The following is a 15,584-nucleotide window of genomic DNA, read 5'->3' on the forward strand; positions in this document are numbered from 1 at the left end:
TAATGCATTTACAGGAGGCTGTCCCAAAAGGTGGTAAAACGACCTTTTGAGGCCAGCTTTTTTTTATTGAATGCTCTCTCCTCTCTTTTTCCTTTCCAGCATTTGTGGCATACTATAGTCAAAGAGGAGGGGCAATATGATGGTTAAGGTTGAGGTTAAACCCAATGTTCTACAATGGGTGATCAAACGCATGGATAATTTTGATCGGCTGAAGGATCAGTTTCCTAATATTGATAAATGGATCAATCAAGAAAGCCAACCGACGCTTAAGCAGTTAGAAAAACTTGCAAAAATGACAGCTGTACCTCTTGGTTATTTTTTTCTCCCTAATCCACCAGAGGAGAAGTTGAGTATTCCTTATTATCGCACGGTGAGAGATGAAGGGGCTGTTCGCCCGAGTCCCAATCTTTTGGAAACGGTTCAAACGATGGAAAGACGGCAACAGTGGATGCGCGATTATTTAATTCAGCTAGGCAATCCGCCTTTAAATTATGTGGGTCGTGCGAACTTGTCAACGAATCCAAAACTCGTTGCACAAGATATGCGAAGAACGTTAAGTTTGGAAGATGGATGGGCATCAAAACAATCAACTTGGCAGGAAGCTTTACGCAATCTTATTAGAAAAACTGAAGATATCGGCATTATTGTCGTCATTAATGGAGTAGTCGGTAATAATACACATCGAAAACTGGATGTTGCAGAATTTCGCGGTTTTGTTCTTATTGATGACTATGCCCCTTTAATATTTATAAATGGTAGAGACGGAAAAGCTGCGCAAATGTTTACATTGGCCCACGAACTTGCTCATATTTGGTACGGGGCGAGTGCCGCATTCGATTTAAAAAGTCTTCAGCCTGCTGATGCTGAAATTGAAAACGTGTGCAACAAAGCAGCTGCTGAGTTTCTTGTCCCTGAAGATGAATTAATTATTATATGGAAACAGGTTGGTCAATCGGAAGATCGTTTTGAACAAGTGGCTCGCCATTTTAAGGTTAGTGAAATTGTGGCGGCACGTAGAGCTCTAGACTTAAACCTTGTGACAAAAGAGGAGTTTTTTTCATTTTATGAAGATTATATGAAACGGCTTCGGCAACAAACGGAACAAACGAAAACAAACGGAGTCAATTTTTACGCAACTCAAACGATGCGTATCGGCCGTCATTTTGCGGAAGCGGTCATAAGAGCGGCAAAGGAAGGAACGATTCTTTATCGCGAAGCCTATCAATTGACGGGGCTTTCAGGCAGCACTTTTGCTAAGTTTGCCGAATATGTCGATACGGGGAGATATGTATGAGTTCTAGCCATAAGTTTGTGATCGATACGAACGTTTTTATTGAAGCCTATAACAGGTATTATTCTTTTGATATCGCTCCTTCCTTTTGGAATGCCGTGCTTCAACATGCCGAAAACGGTAACATAATAAGCATTGATCGTGTTAAACAAGAAATTAATAACTTTCATAAAGATGATGAATTAAGCAAATGGGTCAATCATCATTTTGCCCAATGGTTCGAGTCGACCGATAAGGTGGAGGTTATAAGCACATATCGGGAAATTATTACTTGGGCTGTTCAGCAAGATCAATATTTTGATATCGCAAAAAGTGAGTTTGCTAGTGCAGCAGATAGTTGGTTAATAGCGTTCGCAAAGACATACAATTTTACAGTCGTGACACATGAACAATTTCATCCTGACTCCAAAAGGAGAATTTTTATTCCTAATGTTTGTCACGCTTTCAATGTGCCCTACTCGGATACCTTTGACATGTTGCGTCGCTTAAGTATAAAATTTTGAACCGATACCTGTTACTCTCTAGAGTAATTGGACCAGAAAAGAGGCATTAATGGATTTATGATGCGAGTGATGAGCCGGCGAGAAAAATGGTAGAAGCAAAGAGGCTTCTGCTTTTTAGGGATAGGTACTATCAAATATTAAAATAGAGCGAAAATTTCGATTAGAGATAAAAGCATGCGGGAACAGTCGGTGCACGAGAGGAAGAATACGTAAAGACATATCATCGATCTTATTACAGTTGCTATAAAACCGTAAAATTTAACACGGAAGCTGATTGTGGAATTTTTACTTGGTAGCAAGCACCTCAACCATTCAAAAATATCCCGCAAAAGTTTATGGGAGAAATGATCAGCTTTTTAACATTTGCGGTGAACGGTCTCATTGAATTGAAGAAGAATTGGGACAAAAGAACGTGAGTGATTAATGTAAATTAGCACATTATTTTAGAATCCCTTTTTCAAATTATGAATAAACCCTGTCATTCATATGGATGACAGGTCAAGAAGAGGAGCGGCATCGTGTCGCTCTTTTTATTTTAGGGGATGGACCTTTTCGTATTCACGAATTGCTTTGTTTATCGCTAGCAGGCATCTCTACAACGTGTTAAAATGGCATCAAAAAACAAAAAATTGACTACATTAACATGGTTCATGATCATTTTCTTCTAAGAATGCGCTGCTACCATGATCTTCCTTTATCAATCACCAAATCCATCTTCAGAGGAAAAAGAATATTTCTCAAATGCACAAAGTTTTTTTTCTGAAAGAAGGCGGTTTCATTGATTATTGCAAGTAACATTGAAGAAATTGAGAACGCTTTTGATTTTACCGACAGTATAATAACGGGTGTCAAATGGGTTAATCATTTAACAGATTTATCAATCAGCGTAGATTGTTATTGGGATATACAAGACGGTAAGAGTGAAACTAGGGAATTGACACTGTTTTTAAGGACTGCCTAAAAGCAGAATTTAGTATGCCAAGTAAGTTTACCCAACTGTCAAAAGACGAGATTAACGTGAATAGTTGGTTTACGATCGTATTATTTGAAAGGGTGTACAACAGCCGACAGACTAATATGGGCTTGCATCACATTAACATCTATACTTTTGATTATACACATCCTTGGGTAAAGATATTATGTAAAGAAGTCATTCTTGAACAAAAGTAGAACTTTAATCGGCTGCAAGCCTTCAGGTTATGTTCCAATGGTTCCTCAGTATTTGCACATGATCTTAGATCATCCATTTGGATGAAAATAGAACGAAGCTGTCCCAAACACCGGTTTTACCGGCCTTCCGGGACAGCTTCAATGTGTAAATTCAACTTTCTAAAAAATACGGTTTATAAAGTTGCTTAGCATAATAATCAGTCATTATAGCTATATAATCGCATACAACAGGATTTGTCGGGTTCATTTTGGCTTCGTGCATGATACTCAATTCAGATTTTTATTTTAAATCATTCTATTCTTACTATAATTCCGAAAGATGATGATATAATATACCGTGGATCGATTTGGAAAGGCGGTGAGATTGTGAACCACTATTATTTTTCTGAATGTAAAGCGAATGAAAAAGCGTCGGATATTCCCATTCATCTTTATACGGTTCCTTTATCTAATCCGCACGAAAAATATTCTTATGCTCACTCGATCGCTTATGAACTGAGAAAGCTAAATTCGTACATAACGGTGGCGGCGCACGGACAGTATATAGCGTCGTTTGAAGAGATTTGTCATTGGGGAGATCATCGTTATATTCAGCACGAACATCGGCCCATTCAATGTTCTTTGCCTATGGAAAGAACAATTTTAGAAAAATTATTAAAGAAAGAATTAGAGAATCGTTGTAAAAGCAGCTATAAGATGGATAACGACTTATTCCGTTTAGCCAATGAACAGTCTATGCATGTCGGTGAAATTAGCATTCATCCGGCGATCTATATTTCCTTTTCAGTCGAAGAAAATGGAGATATTTTCGTCGGTTTTGATTATCAGCACCGTTTTGAATATCGAAAAACATTGCAAGATGTGATCAATAATGATCCATCGCTTCTCAAAGAAGGAATGGAGGTTGTCGATCCATTTAATAGACGAGCATACTATTACACTTTTGTGGGGATGGCTGACTATACAGCCGGGCAAAAAAGTCCGTTTTTACAACAAAGTGTCATTGATTATTACTTAGAAAAAAATGAACTGTGGAAGCTAAAAGGGGTTCATGAAAAAACACCGGTTGTACATGTAAAAAACAGAGACGGTCATCTTCTTCCTTATTTGCCCCATTTATTAAAGTTAACTTGTTCATATGAGCAATTGCCGCCATCGATGACGAAAAAAGTGAATCGCCTGATTAAGCTGTCACCACATGAAAAAATGTTTAAGCTTTATACAGAAGCGTTTCGCTTACTTGGGCAACAACAAGTGTTGACGTTCAAAAAAGAAAATGTGCGGGCGGTTAATCTAGGCTATGATGTTAATGAGCTGGATTCCCCACTGATGGCGTTTGGACAAGGATATAAAACAAATGAGATTTATAGAGGGCTCAAGCAGTCGGGAGTGTATGAACCGAGCGATGTAGCTGTTAGTTTTTTTGTTGATCCACAGTTGAACTATGACCTACAAAAACGAAAAGAAGTAGGATGTTTTGTAAAAAAGCTAGAATCAATGTCTGAAGCACTTGGAGTAAAGCTTAATGTTTCCGATCAGCCGCGCCAACTATACGGTCAATTGCCAAAAGACTTTTTTAGGCAAGATAACCTGTCGTATTATTTGAAATCCATTACTGACCAGTTCCGTGGAACGGTAGTAGTGGTCATTGGAACAGAGGAGAATATTGACCGCGCATATGTGGCGATTAAAAGAGAATTTGGTGGAAAAGAAGACTTAATGACGCAATTTGTTGGGTTCACTTCTTCTTTAGTTACGGAAAATAATATTTTTCACTACTATAATATTTTGCTGGGGATTTATGCTAAGGCAGGAGTTCAGCCTTGGATCTTGGCCAGCCCGATGCATTCAGATTGCTTCATTGGCTTGGATGTCAGCCATGAACACGGAAAGCACGCCTCTGGAATCATTCAAGTTATTGGACGCGATGGGAAAATCATTAAACAAAAATCAGTTGCCACGGCGGAAGCAGGGGAAATAATCGCCAATTCCACAATGGAAGAGATTGTGAATGAAAGCATATACAGCTACGAACAAATATATGGAGCGAAGCCGCGGCATATTACTTTTCACCGCGATGGCGCTTGCCGGGAGGATTTAGAGTTTTTGCAAGCTTATTTGCGGTCTTTTCAAATTCCTTTTGATTTTGTGGAAGTCATCAAAAAAACGCGAAGACGAATGGCTGTTTACTCCAACCGAAAATGGATGACAAAGCAAGGGGTATATTATTCGAAAGGAAACATGGCGTATTTATGCGCGACGGACCCGAAAGAGGCAGTCGGCATGGCCCAACCGATTAAAATTGTGCAAAAAACAAACGGTTTATCGATTCATGAGATTGTCTCCGATATATATAAGCTATCGTTTATGCATATTCATTCCATGCTGAAGACACGTTTGCCGATTACGATCCATTACGCCGATTTGAGCTCTACTTTCCATAACCGAGGGCTCATTCATCCGCGTTCAAAGCATGAACGGGCATTGCCGTTTGTGTGATATGGAATGGTTGCTCTCCCGCCACTCTCTAAGGATTACTGGAATTTGTAGAAGCAGAGAGTCATTGCTTGGCTCTCTGTTTTTGTTTTATCCCATGCAGGAATTTCGCACATGTTGTCGAAATAACGTATGTGAATTTTCACATGTGAGGTGAATGTATGGCTGTTGACCATGACCGCTTGTTCAAAGAGTTGATCCAAGCATTTTTTGAAGAGTTTATCCTTCTCTTTTTCCCCGAAATGTACGAGTATATTGATTTTCAGCATTTGTCCTTTTTATCCGAAGAACTGTTCACCGATGTAACGGCAGGGGAGAAGTATCGCGTCGATTTGTTAGTCGAAACGAAATTAAAAGGGGAAGACGGGCTGATCATCGTCCATATTGAAAATCAAAGCTACGTGCAACCGTCGTTTCCTGAACGGATGTTCATTTACTTCAGCCGCTTGTTTGAGAAATACCGCACGAATGTCGTTCCGATTGCCGTTTTCAGCTACGATACCATCCGCGACGAACCCTCTTCGTTTACGCTTCAACTTCCTTTTGGCAACATCCTTCACTTCCGTTTTTTTACCATCGAACTACGCAAACAAAATTGGCGCAACTACATTCGCATTGACAACCCGATCGCCGCTGCGCTGTTAAGCAAAATGGGTTATACTGAAAGTGAACGAATCGAATTGAAAAAACAGTTTTTACGCATGTTAGTTCGTTTAGAGCTGGATGAAGCAAAGCAGAGACTGTTAATGGGCTTTTTTGAAATATATGTGAAATTGTCGGATGAAGAAGAACAGCGATTACGAAACGAGGTGAATCAAATGGAAACGAAAGAAAAAGAGCAAGTGTTGGAATTGTTGATTTCGTATGAACAAAAGGGAAAACGTGAAGGAGCTAAGCAAAAAGAGCGTGAAATGATGCGAAAAATGATTGCAAAAGGAATGAGCATTGCCGATATTGCACATATATTTGACCTAACGGAAGAAGAAGTTCATAAAAGGGTAAAAGATGAGTAGGAAGGGACAGTGCTTGGCATCTGCTCGAACGTGATTTTATTTACAAGGATGAAAAGACGATTAGAGGATTTAAAGAAATAATGGAGCGCCTTTTGGAACTAGAGAAATACAAGAGAACATTAGATGATGCGGGTACTTCTTCCGATATATTAATAACAATGAAAATAGCAACCATTGAGCAGACATTAAATTATTTGATGGAATATGAACAAGGGAAGTTGCATGAAGAATTTAACAGAGAGCGAGAACGTATACATTATGGGAGGAAATAAAGAGATTTAAAACGATATTTTGCATGTGGAGTGAATGTATAACGATTGACCACGACCGCTTGTTTAAATAAAGAGCTGGCACAGCGTTTTTTAATGGTTTTATTCTTCGCTTTTTCTCAGATATGTATTGGCCTGGTACCTGCTGTTACCCGCTAAAGGAGAATGCTACCCTAAGATGATGGGGTAGCTTTTTTGTTTCGATCGCCTGAATTTTCAGATGGTATATTAGTTAATTATGCATAGGAAATTTGTAAATGATTTTACAATATTCGACAACGTTTTTCTACAAATGTTGGTACAATCGAATTAAATGAGATTTTTGGTTTAGGAATAAGAAAGGGGATCATGATGACAACGATTTGCAAAGCGGATTACTATTACGGGGCGTTGCTTTCTGCGTTGGTCAACGGGGGACTTGCACCGGCTTTGTTTGAAAAAGAAAATGACAAGCGTCAAATTTACGAAGTAATGACGAATAAAGCGAGTTATATCATTTATACGAAGTACAATACCACTCCATCAGGTTCCAAGGATTTTACTTGGTCCTTTCCGTTTAGCGACAATGAGCTTGAGGAAATCATCAAGATTCATCAGGAAAACAGCAAGGAAAAAGAATTTATCTTTGCCTTCATTTGCGAGCAAAAGCAATTAAGCGACTACAACCAAGTCATTGCCATCGTCTACTGGGACGAATTTATCGAGTGCGTGGATATCGAAAAAGAGCAGATTCGTGGAACAGCACGGCTGTCAGTGAAGGCGGTCAAAGGCTCCCCATGGCTGCGCATTTACGGCAGCAAGCGCGCTGATATGCTTGATGGGAAAGACAATACGATAAGAATTGAGAGAAGTCGATTGAGCGGTCTGTAACAGCAATACGGGGGATATGACAAGGGATGGGATAGTGAATGAATATGAGTATTTTTTATACACTTCTTCTTTTATGTTTGTTTGCCTTATTGGCAAGATGGATCAAGTCGAAAGAAGCGGAATGGATCGGATCGTATGGAGAATATAAAGTCCGTAAAGCAATTAAAAAGATAGAAGCAACATCATCTGGAAAATACAAAGCTTTTCATAACCTGTATATTCCTAAACAGGATGGTTCCACTTCACAAATTGATCATATTATCCTTTCCGATCAAGGCCTGTTTGTCATCGAAACGAAAAATTACAGCGGCTGGATTTTCGGAGATGAAACATCAAAATACTGGACACAAGTAATTTACAAACGAAAAGAAAAATTTCTCAATCCCGTTTTGCAAAACAAAGGACATATCAAGGCATTAAGAAACTGGCTCGGGGAGGCGTTCTCGCATATTCCGATTCACTCGATTGTCGTGTTTCTGCCGCGGGCAAAGTTTAAATCAGATGCTCATTTTTCCCATGCTTACGTGGTTTATCCGAAACAATTGAAGCAAGTACTTAAGCAGCATGAAACAAACGTAATCGATGGAGAAACAAAGCGACTGTTGACCCAAAAATTAGAAACTGCGCTTGTCAAAGACAAACAGCAAGAAAAAGAAGTGAAGAAGCGGCACGTGCAAACGATTCAAACGAAGCAAAGGCAGGCGGAACAACATATACAGCAAAACCGCTGTCCGAAATGCGGCGGTGTTCTAATCGTTCGGAAAGGGAAATTCGGGACATTTAAAGGTTGCAATAATTATCCGAAATGCAAGTTTACGCAGTCGATTGGCTGAACTTATAATATACTCTTCCATCGCCTGGTAAGCCTGTTCGATCGTTTTTGGACGCACTAGTTTGTCCTTTCTTCGCCAAAAAAAATCCCCTTCCAAGTAGACTGTTGAGAACATCATATCAATGTCCTCTTTTTTCGCTGTCTACTTGCAGGGGATAATACCACCTTGGGAAAATGGCGAACAGGTGATTTTTTAAGGAAATAAACGGTCCTAGTCAATATAGATTGCGGACTCTTTTGGATATTACTATGCTCTTCCCATCCGGTGAATGGCTTGGTCAGCGCTATTTTAGTCTTTCGCCAGCGGTGATGCTTGTTGGTTATAGCCGCTTTGTAAGCGTTTTTTGGCAAATGCGAAATAAGAAATAATCACTACGGCAGTGATTAAGAGTGTCAATAGCAATTGGGAAACCATGGATTTGATAAATAACATGGAGATAAGGATTACTAATAAAACCAAGATAGTCAAATAGGTTAGATACGGGAATAACCACATTTTTATCTTTAATGCTTCAGGATTGTTTTGTTCAAGTTTTTTCCGCATACGTAATTGTGAAACCGCAATAACTAAATATACAAGCAGGGCAATAGCTCCCGAGGAGTTAACGAGAAATAAAAACACTTTATCTGGGGAAACGTAATTCATGATCACTGCTATGTACCCAAAGAATGTGCTAGCAATAACAGCTTGAGCGGGTACACCGTTTTTGTTTAGCTTGAGGAATCGTCTTGGAGCTTCTCCTTTTTCCGCTAAGGAATAAAGCATTCTTGAAGTGGTATATAGCCCTGAATTTAGGCAAGATAAAACGGCTGTTAATACAATAAAATTCATGATTTGTGCGGCGGCTGGGATGCCAACGTGCTCTAACACCGCAACAAAGGGGCTTTCTAAAACGCTTGCGGAGTTCCAAGGCAACAAAGTGACTACTACAGCGATCGAGCCAATATAAAAAACTAGGATTCTCCACAGGACAGACTTAATCGCTCTAGATACTGCTTTCTGCGGTTCAGCGGATTCTCCCGCGGCAATCGTAACGATTTCTGTTCCTACAAATGAAAAAATAACAACGACAATTCCTAAAAGGATGGAACTGATGCCATGAGGCATAAATCCGCCATTTCCGACTAGATTTTTCAACCCCATTGGGCTGCTGCCAGGATAGAGGCCGAATATGAAAGCAACTCCGATGATTAAAAACAAAACAATGCTCATGACCTTGATGAAAGAAAACCAGTACTCAAATTCTCCATATGACTTTACTGACCAAATATTTGTGAGCGTTAGTAATATGGTGAGAATTAAGCTTAATAGCCATATAGGAATATCCTTAAACCAATATTGAATAATAGAAGCGCCTGCGTTTGCTTCAATGGCGATCACTATTACCCAGAAAAACCAATAAAGCCATCCGATGGTAAATCCAGCCCAAGGCCCAATAGCTTCGTGTGCATACGCGGAAAAGGAGCCGCTCGTTGGATGAGCCGCAGCCATTTCCCCTAACATCCTCATTACAAGAATGACTAAACAGCCGGCTAATGCGTAGGAAACAATCGCTCCAGGACCTGTAGAATGGATGACGGCTCCGCTTCCCACAAAAAGACCTGCACCGATGACCCCGGCTATTGCGATCATTGTCATGTGACGTTCCTTTAATCCCTTTTGCAGACCTGTGTCCTGTTTTGCCAAAAAAATCCCCTCCTTGTAAATAGTTTGTTACAAAATTATCAGAATAATTAGATAAATACTATTATACCTTAGTTTATTTAGAAAGCGGTTACATATCACTACACAAAATGTAAACAAAAATAGGCTATCTATTTGACGATTTGTAAAATACTAAATGATATTGGTTTGAGGATGTTAGAAAAATGAGGATATGCAAGTTAAATAACAAGTAGTAAATCATGGGCTTGGAAAAATTTCTCCAAGCCTATTTTTGATGTGAATGGTTAGTTCGTTCATTGTGAATATCTTGCGATTTAGTGTGTGTTTTACCGTTTTTCACCTTATACGTTAACCTGTTCATGATGAACAACTCGTTTATTCGTTATAAGAAGGAAAAAACAAGAATATATTGAATATTATCATTATATTTAAATTTTCTGTTGCACAAAGGAGTGATAAAAGAGTGTATGAAAACTCCTAAATTAACGGTTTCCGATATCTTGAAAAGGAAGCATTTTGAACATATCCAAATTGTAGCTGGGCATCAAGGTTTGAATCGCACGGTAAAATGGGTGCATGTTATGGAAGTGACAAAAATTAATAAGCTATTGAGGGGAAAAGAACTGATCTTATCCACTGGAGTAGGATGGAGAGAAAATAAATCATTGTTTATATCTTTTGTGCAACAGCTAATTGAATGTGATGCATCCGGATTATGCATTGAAATGGGAACTTATGCTTCTTCCATTCCACAAGAGATTATTGATTTAGCCAACGAACACCGTTTTCCCATCATTCTCTTTCTTAAAGAAGTCCCATTCGTCGAAATCACCCAGGATATTCACACCTATTTAATTAACCAGCATTATCAAATCATCTCCAACCTAGAGTCCTATTCACAAGAATTGAACAAGAAATTGTTATCGATTGATCATTATGATGAGATTTTAAAATTTCTACATCATTATTTAGGTCATCAAGTCATTTTTAAGATAAATGGGAAAGAGGTAGAGTTAGTACCGAAATATGTGAAACAATCTAAAGAAGAACAGCAATTGTTTGATTCTGTGCTTCATTCACAGCAAAAGACAGCCACTCAATCCATCCGAATCTTTGGTAATGAGTATGCGGAATTATCCATTGTTTCCATCGATAAAGAAATTAGTGAATTTGACCTTCTCATTTTAGATCGAACGGCTACTGCTCTTGCCCAGCATTTATTGCGGGATTTATATGTGGAGGAAAAAAAGCGGGCGCAAGAAAATGAATGGTTAAAGAGTTGGTTAGAAGGAGAGCATTCGAGTGAAGCTATTTTTGACTATTTAACAGACCATGAAACAGAATTAAAACCAAAAGGTGGATTTGTAAGTATTTGTAGATTCAAATCATCCAAACAGTACTCAAACTTAGACATTACTTATTTCAAATTATTGTTTCGAACTATTTTTGAACAACAGGGATTCTCCACATTTCCTGTTGATTTTCATAATAGTGTTGTGTTTATTATGGTAAATAAGCGAGACATAAAAACATGGAAAAATCGTATGAAGATGGGAATTAAATATTTGATGGAATCTGATTTTGCGAATAAGAAAAGAATACCGAACTTCCTTATAGGAGTTGGGAAGTTTGTGGAAAACATCTCTCAGATGGACAAAAGCTATCAAACTGCTTTAGAAACCATTAAAATTCAAAATCAACTGGGAGAAAAAGCAAATAGCTATTTTTACGAGGACTTACATATATATCGTATTATTTCGCTTATTCATAAATATAGCGACTTGTATGAGGTGGTAATGGAATATTTGGAACCTGTTATTCAATATGACAAAAAGTATAATGGAAAGTTGATGGAAACATTAAAGGTGTATTTGGCGTGCAACGGCTCGAAAAAAGAAACGGCCAAAAGATTGTTTGTGGTTAGACAAACACTTTATCATCGCATCCAAAAACTAGAAAAATTATTGGGCGACGATTTTATGAATCCGGAAAAACGGTTAGCTATTGAATTTATGATCAAAGCATACGAGTATTTAATGTCAAATGACGAGTCCCAATATGTACAAAATCATAAGTAAAACTCTTCTACAAAAGTAGAGGAGTTTTATTTTTTATGTATATAACATGGTTATCGTTTGGCAAAGACACTTGGTCATATTGTGGAATAAACATATTTAAAATTTTTACGTTTTGTCTAATGAAGGATATTGGAAATTAAGAGATAATTTTGTTAAAGTTAAATAATTTAAAATAGTCAAATATAGAAAGGAGGTTTTTATGATGGCTGTGACAAAGAAGGAAACAACTATTTTGAAAAACTTTATTAATGGACAATGGATAGAATCGAGCGGGACAGAGACGTTGGAAGTGCCAAATCCGGCGACAGGGGAAGTGCTGGCGCGGGTTCCGATTTCGACGAAGGAAGATGTAGACAGAGCTGTCCAAGCGGCCAAAAAAGCATTTGAAACATGGAAAAATACACCGGTTCCTAAGCGGGCGCGGATTATGTTTACATTTCATTATTTATTGAACGAGCATCGCGAAGAATTAGCAAAGCTTGTCGTTCAAGAGAACGGAAAAGCCTATAAAGAAGCGTATGGTGAGATTCAAAGGGGAATTGAGTGCGTGGAATTTGCTGCGGGTGCTCCAACATTAATGATGGGGGAGTCACTATCGGGAATTGCCGAAGGTATTGATTCGGAAATGTTCCGTTATCCTTTAGGAGTAGTCGCAGGAATTACGCCATTTAATTTTCCGATGATGGTGCCTCTCTGGATGTTTCCGTTGGCGATTGCTTGCGGGAATACGTTTGTATTAAAGCCATCTGAAAGAACACCAATTTTAGCCAATAAACTAGCGGAGTTGTTTACAAAAGCTGGGGCACCAGAAGGAGTGCTCAATATCGTTCATGGAGCGCATGATGTCGTTAATGCCCTCATCGATCACGAGGATATTAAAGCCATTTCTTTTGTTGGTTCTCAACCTGTCGCTAAGTATGTATATGAACGTGCAGCGGCACAAGGCAAACGTGTACAAGCGCTTTCCGGGGCGAAAAACCATCATATCGTTATGCCTGATGCTGATATAGAGACAGCGGTGCAGCACGTGATTAGTTCCGCTTTTGGAAGTGCGGGGCAGCGTTGCATGGCTTGCAGCGCGGTGGTTATTGTCGGCGACAATGAGAAGTTTGTAAAACTATTAAAGCAAAAGGCAGATGAGCTTGTTATTGGAAATGGCATGGATCCGGAAGTACTGTTAACCCCAGTTATTCGCCAGTCCCATCGTGAAAAAGTATTAGGCTACATTCAAAAAGGGATTGAAGAAGGGGCAACGCTCCTTCGGGATGGCCGCAAAGAAATGGATGAAATGCCAGAAGGGAACTTCCTTGGTCCAACGATTTTTGATCACGTCACCCCGGATATGACGATTGCAAAAGAAGAAATCTTTGCTCCTGTTCTTAGCTTGCTGCGTGCCAAAGACTTGGACGAAGCGCTTGAATACATTCGTAAATCTCGATACGGAAATGGTGCGACCATTTATACGAAAGATGCGAAAGCTGTACGCAAATTCCGTGAAGAAGCGGATGCGGGAATGTTAGGAATCAATGTAGGTGTACCGGCAACGATGGCGTTCTTCCCGTTCTCCGGCTGGAAAGATTCGTTTTATGGCGATCTCCATGTAAATGGAAAAGATGGAGTAAACTTCTATACACGCAAAAAAATGATTACTTCTCGATTCGATTTTTAGCTCGATCTTGAAAGAAATTTTCGGCTTATAAATTTTATGAAGCTGAGCGAAATAATGACAAGAATCCCTCCGCTTTTGAAACGAAGCTCAGATGGAAGGAGTTCACTTTATATACAATAGAAAGAAGGGAAGAGAAATGGTTCAGGTTCATCAAAACCAGCAATGGCTTGCGAAAGATAGTCAATATATATGGCATTCGATGAAGCCGTATAATCCTGATGCGACGATAGTGGTGACAGAAGCGAAAGGTTGTTGGGTTACCGACCATACAGGAAAAAAATATTTGGATGCGATGGCGGGATTATGGTGCGTGAATGTAGGATATGGGCGTGAGGAATTAGCGGAAGCAGCTTACGAACAGCTAAAAAAGCTTGCGTATTTTCCGCTTACTCAAAGCCATGTACCGGCTATTCAGCTTGGGGAGAAATTAAATGAGCTGTTAGGGGACGAATATGTCATTTTCTTTTCCAACAGCGGCTCCGAAGCCAATGAAACTGCATTTAAAATCGCGAGGCAATATCATCAGCAAAGAGGAGAGTATAACCGGTATAAAATTATTTCCCGGTATCGGGCGTACCATGGAAATTCGATGGGAGCTCTTGCCGCAACGGGACAGGCACAACGGAAATATAAATATGAACCGCTTGCGCCTGGGTTTATTCATGTTCCGCCTCCAGACAGCTATCGTGACAATGATCAAGCGGAAAATCCGCGAGATTTACGGTCCGTCAAAGTAATTGACGATGTGATGACATGGGAGTTGAGCGAAACGATTGCGGCGGTAATCATGGAACCGATTATCACTGGAGGAGGAGTGCTAATACCGCCGGAAGGATATATGAAAGCCGTAAAAGAAGTGTGCGAAAAACACGGCGCCTTGTTGATTGTAGATGAAGTGATTTGTGGATTTGGACGGACAGGCAAACCGTTTGGATTCATGAACTATGGGGTAAAGCCGGATATTATTACGATGGCAAAAGGAATTACAAGCGCGTACTTGCCATTATCGGCGACCGCTGTGAGAAAAGAGATTTATGAGGCGTTTAAAGGAACAGAAGAATATGACTATTTCCGTCATGTCAACACGTTTGGCGGCCATCCTGCCGCATGCGCTTTAGCATTGAAAAATATTGAAATTATGGAAAGAGAAAATTTATTTGAGCGTTCGAAGGAAGTAGGCGAACGGCTGCTAAATGAATTAAAAAATAAACTGCAAGACCACCCTTACGTTGGCGATGTGCGCGGAAAAGGCTTGTTGATTGGAATTGAACTAGTAGCCGACAAAAACACGAAAGAGCCTCTTGATGTTTCGCTTGTTAATAAAGTGGTTGGCATTTGTAAAGAAAACGGTCTGATTATTGGGAAAAACGGTGCGACAGTGGCAGGATACAACAACGTGCTAACATTATCTCCACCGCTGAATATTGAGGACAAAGATCTCTCATTCTTAATAAATACGTTAACAGATGCATTATGGGAAATTAAATAAGGGGTCTTTATCATTTTCTGTGATTTCTACATGTACTTGGCATATTATTCACCAATAAACTTGTCTGTAGCGGTTAAGACGTCGGCAGTGATGTGAAGTTGTTTCTGTTTCAGTTTTTTCAATTATCGTATGCTATAACGTATGATGATGCGCACATGTTTAGACCGATTGTGGAATAACGAACGCCCCCATCTGTCGGTGATGGGGGCAATTTTATTGTGGAGAGAACAAGGAAGCT

Annotated in this window: 12 protein-coding genes; 10 read left to right on the forward strand and 2 right to left on the reverse strand. The window is 39.4% G+C overall.

The genetic code is table 11. The annotated features are described in order from the left end of the window. Positions 1-136: 136 nt before the first annotated feature. The 3 genes from BDD39_RS04985 (at position 137) to BDD39_RS04995 (ending at position 2,755) form a co-directional block, all read left to right on the forward strand. The gene (locus tag BDD39_RS04985) at positions 137-1,294 is read left to right on the forward strand and encodes an ImmA/IrrE family metallo-endopeptidase (RefSeq protein ID WP_243845987.1); all 1,158 of its coding nucleotides are present in this window, start codon (positions 137-139) and stop codon (positions 1,292-1,294) included. Further along, positions 1,291-1,794 carry a DUF4411 family protein gene (locus tag BDD39_RS04990; RefSeq protein ID WP_166908685.1) on the forward strand — a complete coding sequence of 168 codons (504 nt, stop codon included), beginning with the start codon at positions 1,291-1,293 and terminating at the stop codon, positions 1,792-1,794. The genes BDD39_RS04985 and BDD39_RS04990 overlap by 4 nt, the downstream gene beginning before the upstream one ends. 778 nt (positions 1,795-2,572) lie before the next feature. Then, entirely contained in the window at positions 2,573-2,755 is a 183-nt protein-coding gene (locus BDD39_RS04995) for a hypothetical protein (protein WP_166908686.1), read from the forward strand. A 360-nt stretch (positions 2,756-3,115) separates the two neighbouring features. Here BDD39_RS04995 and BDD39_RS05000 read toward each other — a convergent pair whose 3' ends face one another. Further along, positions 3,116-3,226, reverse strand: coding sequence for a hypothetical protein (locus BDD39_RS05000; RefSeq protein ID WP_166908688.1), 111 nt, complete (start codon positions 3,224-3,226; stop codon positions 3,116-3,118). A gap of 104 nt (positions 3,227-3,330) precedes the next feature. Here BDD39_RS05000 and BDD39_RS16665 point away from each other — a divergent pair, with 104 nt between their 5' ends. The 4 genes from BDD39_RS16665 to BDD39_RS05020 all read left to right on the forward strand — a co-directional run bounded on the left by BDD39_RS16665 (position 3,331) and on the right by BDD39_RS05020 (position 8,445). After that, entirely contained in the window at positions 3,331-5,463 is a 2,133-nt protein-coding gene (locus tag BDD39_RS16665) for a Piwi domain-containing protein (RefSeq protein WP_166908690.1), read from the forward strand. A gap of 158 nt (positions 5,464-5,621) precedes the next feature. Further along, positions 5,622-6,473 carry an Rpn family recombination-promoting nuclease/putative transposase gene (locus BDD39_RS05010; RefSeq protein WP_166908692.1) on the forward strand — a complete coding sequence of 284 codons (852 nt, stop codon included), beginning with the start codon at positions 5,622-5,624 and terminating at the stop codon, positions 6,471-6,473. A gap of 620 nt (positions 6,474-7,093) precedes the next feature. Beyond that, a complete protein-coding gene (locus tag BDD39_RS05015; protein ID WP_166908694.1) occupies positions 7,094-7,612 on the forward strand; it encodes a hypothetical protein in 519 nt (172 codons plus the stop codon). A gap of 38 nt (positions 7,613-7,650) precedes the next feature. Continuing rightward, positions 7,651-8,445 (forward strand): NERD domain-containing protein, encoded by a 795-nt coding sequence (locus BDD39_RS05020; protein WP_243845988.1) that lies wholly within the window; start codon positions 7,651-7,653, stop codon positions 8,443-8,445. A 288-nt stretch (positions 8,446-8,733) separates the two neighbouring features. On the opposite strand, the gene gabP is transcribed toward BDD39_RS05020, so the two are convergent. Further along, entirely contained in the window at positions 8,734-10,131 is a 1,398-nt protein-coding gene (gene gabP / locus BDD39_RS05025; RefSeq protein ID WP_166908696.1) for a GABA permease, read from the reverse strand. Positions 10,132-10,577: 446 nt separating this feature from the next. Between gabP and BDD39_RS05030 the strand changes: the two genes are divergently transcribed. The 3 genes from BDD39_RS05030 to BDD39_RS05040 all read left to right on the forward strand — a co-directional run bounded on the left by BDD39_RS05030 (position 10,578) and on the right by BDD39_RS05040 (position 15,346). Beyond that, positions 10,578-12,188: a PucR family transcriptional regulator gene (locus tag BDD39_RS05030; protein WP_166908698.1), complete on the forward strand. Its 1,611-nt coding sequence runs from the start codon at positions 10,578-10,580 to the stop codon at positions 12,186-12,188. Positions 12,189-12,390: 202 nt separating this feature from the next. After that, positions 12,391-13,857 (forward strand): CoA-acylating methylmalonate-semialdehyde dehydrogenase, encoded by a 1,467-nt coding sequence (locus BDD39_RS05035; RefSeq protein WP_166908700.1) that lies wholly within the window; start codon positions 12,391-12,393, stop codon positions 13,855-13,857. A gap of 136 nt (positions 13,858-13,993) precedes the next feature. Next, complete coding sequence (locus tag BDD39_RS05040) at positions 13,994-15,346, forward strand: aspartate aminotransferase family protein (RefSeq protein ID WP_166908702.1); 1,353 nt, start codon at positions 13,994-13,996, stop codon at positions 15,344-15,346. Positions 15,347-15,584: the final 238 nt, after the last annotated feature.

The organism is Saccharococcus thermophilus, from assembly GCF_011761475.1.
In the GTDB taxonomy this organism is placed as follows: domain Bacteria; phylum Bacillota; class Bacilli; order Bacillales; family Anoxybacillaceae; genus Saccharococcus; species Saccharococcus thermophilus.

What these genes read in the sequence shown, in the direction of transcription:
- BDD39_RS05000 (WP_166908688.1), bottom strand. Translation starts at nt 3,226, where the DNA reads ATGCACGAAGCCAAAATGAACCCGACAAATCCTGTTGTATGCGATTAT.
- BDD39_RS05035 (WP_166908700.1), top strand. Translation starts at nt 12,391, where the DNA reads ATGGCTGTGACAAAGAAGGAAACAACTATTTTGAAAAACTTTATTAAT.
- BDD39_RS04990 (WP_166908685.1), top strand. Translation starts at nt 1,291, where the DNA reads ATGAGTTCTAGCCATAAGTTTGTGATCGATACGAACGTTTTTATTGAA.
- BDD39_RS05040 (WP_166908702.1), top strand. Translation starts at nt 13,994, where the DNA reads ATGGTTCAGGTTCATCAAAACCAGCAATGGCTTGCGAAAGATAGTCAA.
- BDD39_RS05010 (WP_166908692.1), top strand. Translation starts at nt 5,622, where the DNA reads ATGGCTGTTGACCATGACCGCTTGTTCAAAGAGTTGATCCAAGCATTT.
- BDD39_RS05030 (WP_166908698.1), top strand. Translation starts at nt 10,578, where the DNA reads ATGAAAACTCCTAAATTAACGGTTTCCGATATCTTGAAAAGGAAGCAT.
- BDD39_RS05020 (WP_243845988.1), top strand. Translation starts at nt 7,651, where the DNA reads ATGAATATGAGTATTTTTTATACACTTCTTCTTTTATGTTTGTTTGCC.
- BDD39_RS05015 (WP_166908694.1), top strand. Translation starts at nt 7,094, where the DNA reads ATGACAACGATTTGCAAAGCGGATTACTATTACGGGGCGTTGCTTTCT.
- BDD39_RS04985 (WP_243845987.1), top strand. Translation starts at nt 137, where the DNA reads ATGATGGTTAAGGTTGAGGTTAAACCCAATGTTCTACAATGGGTGATC.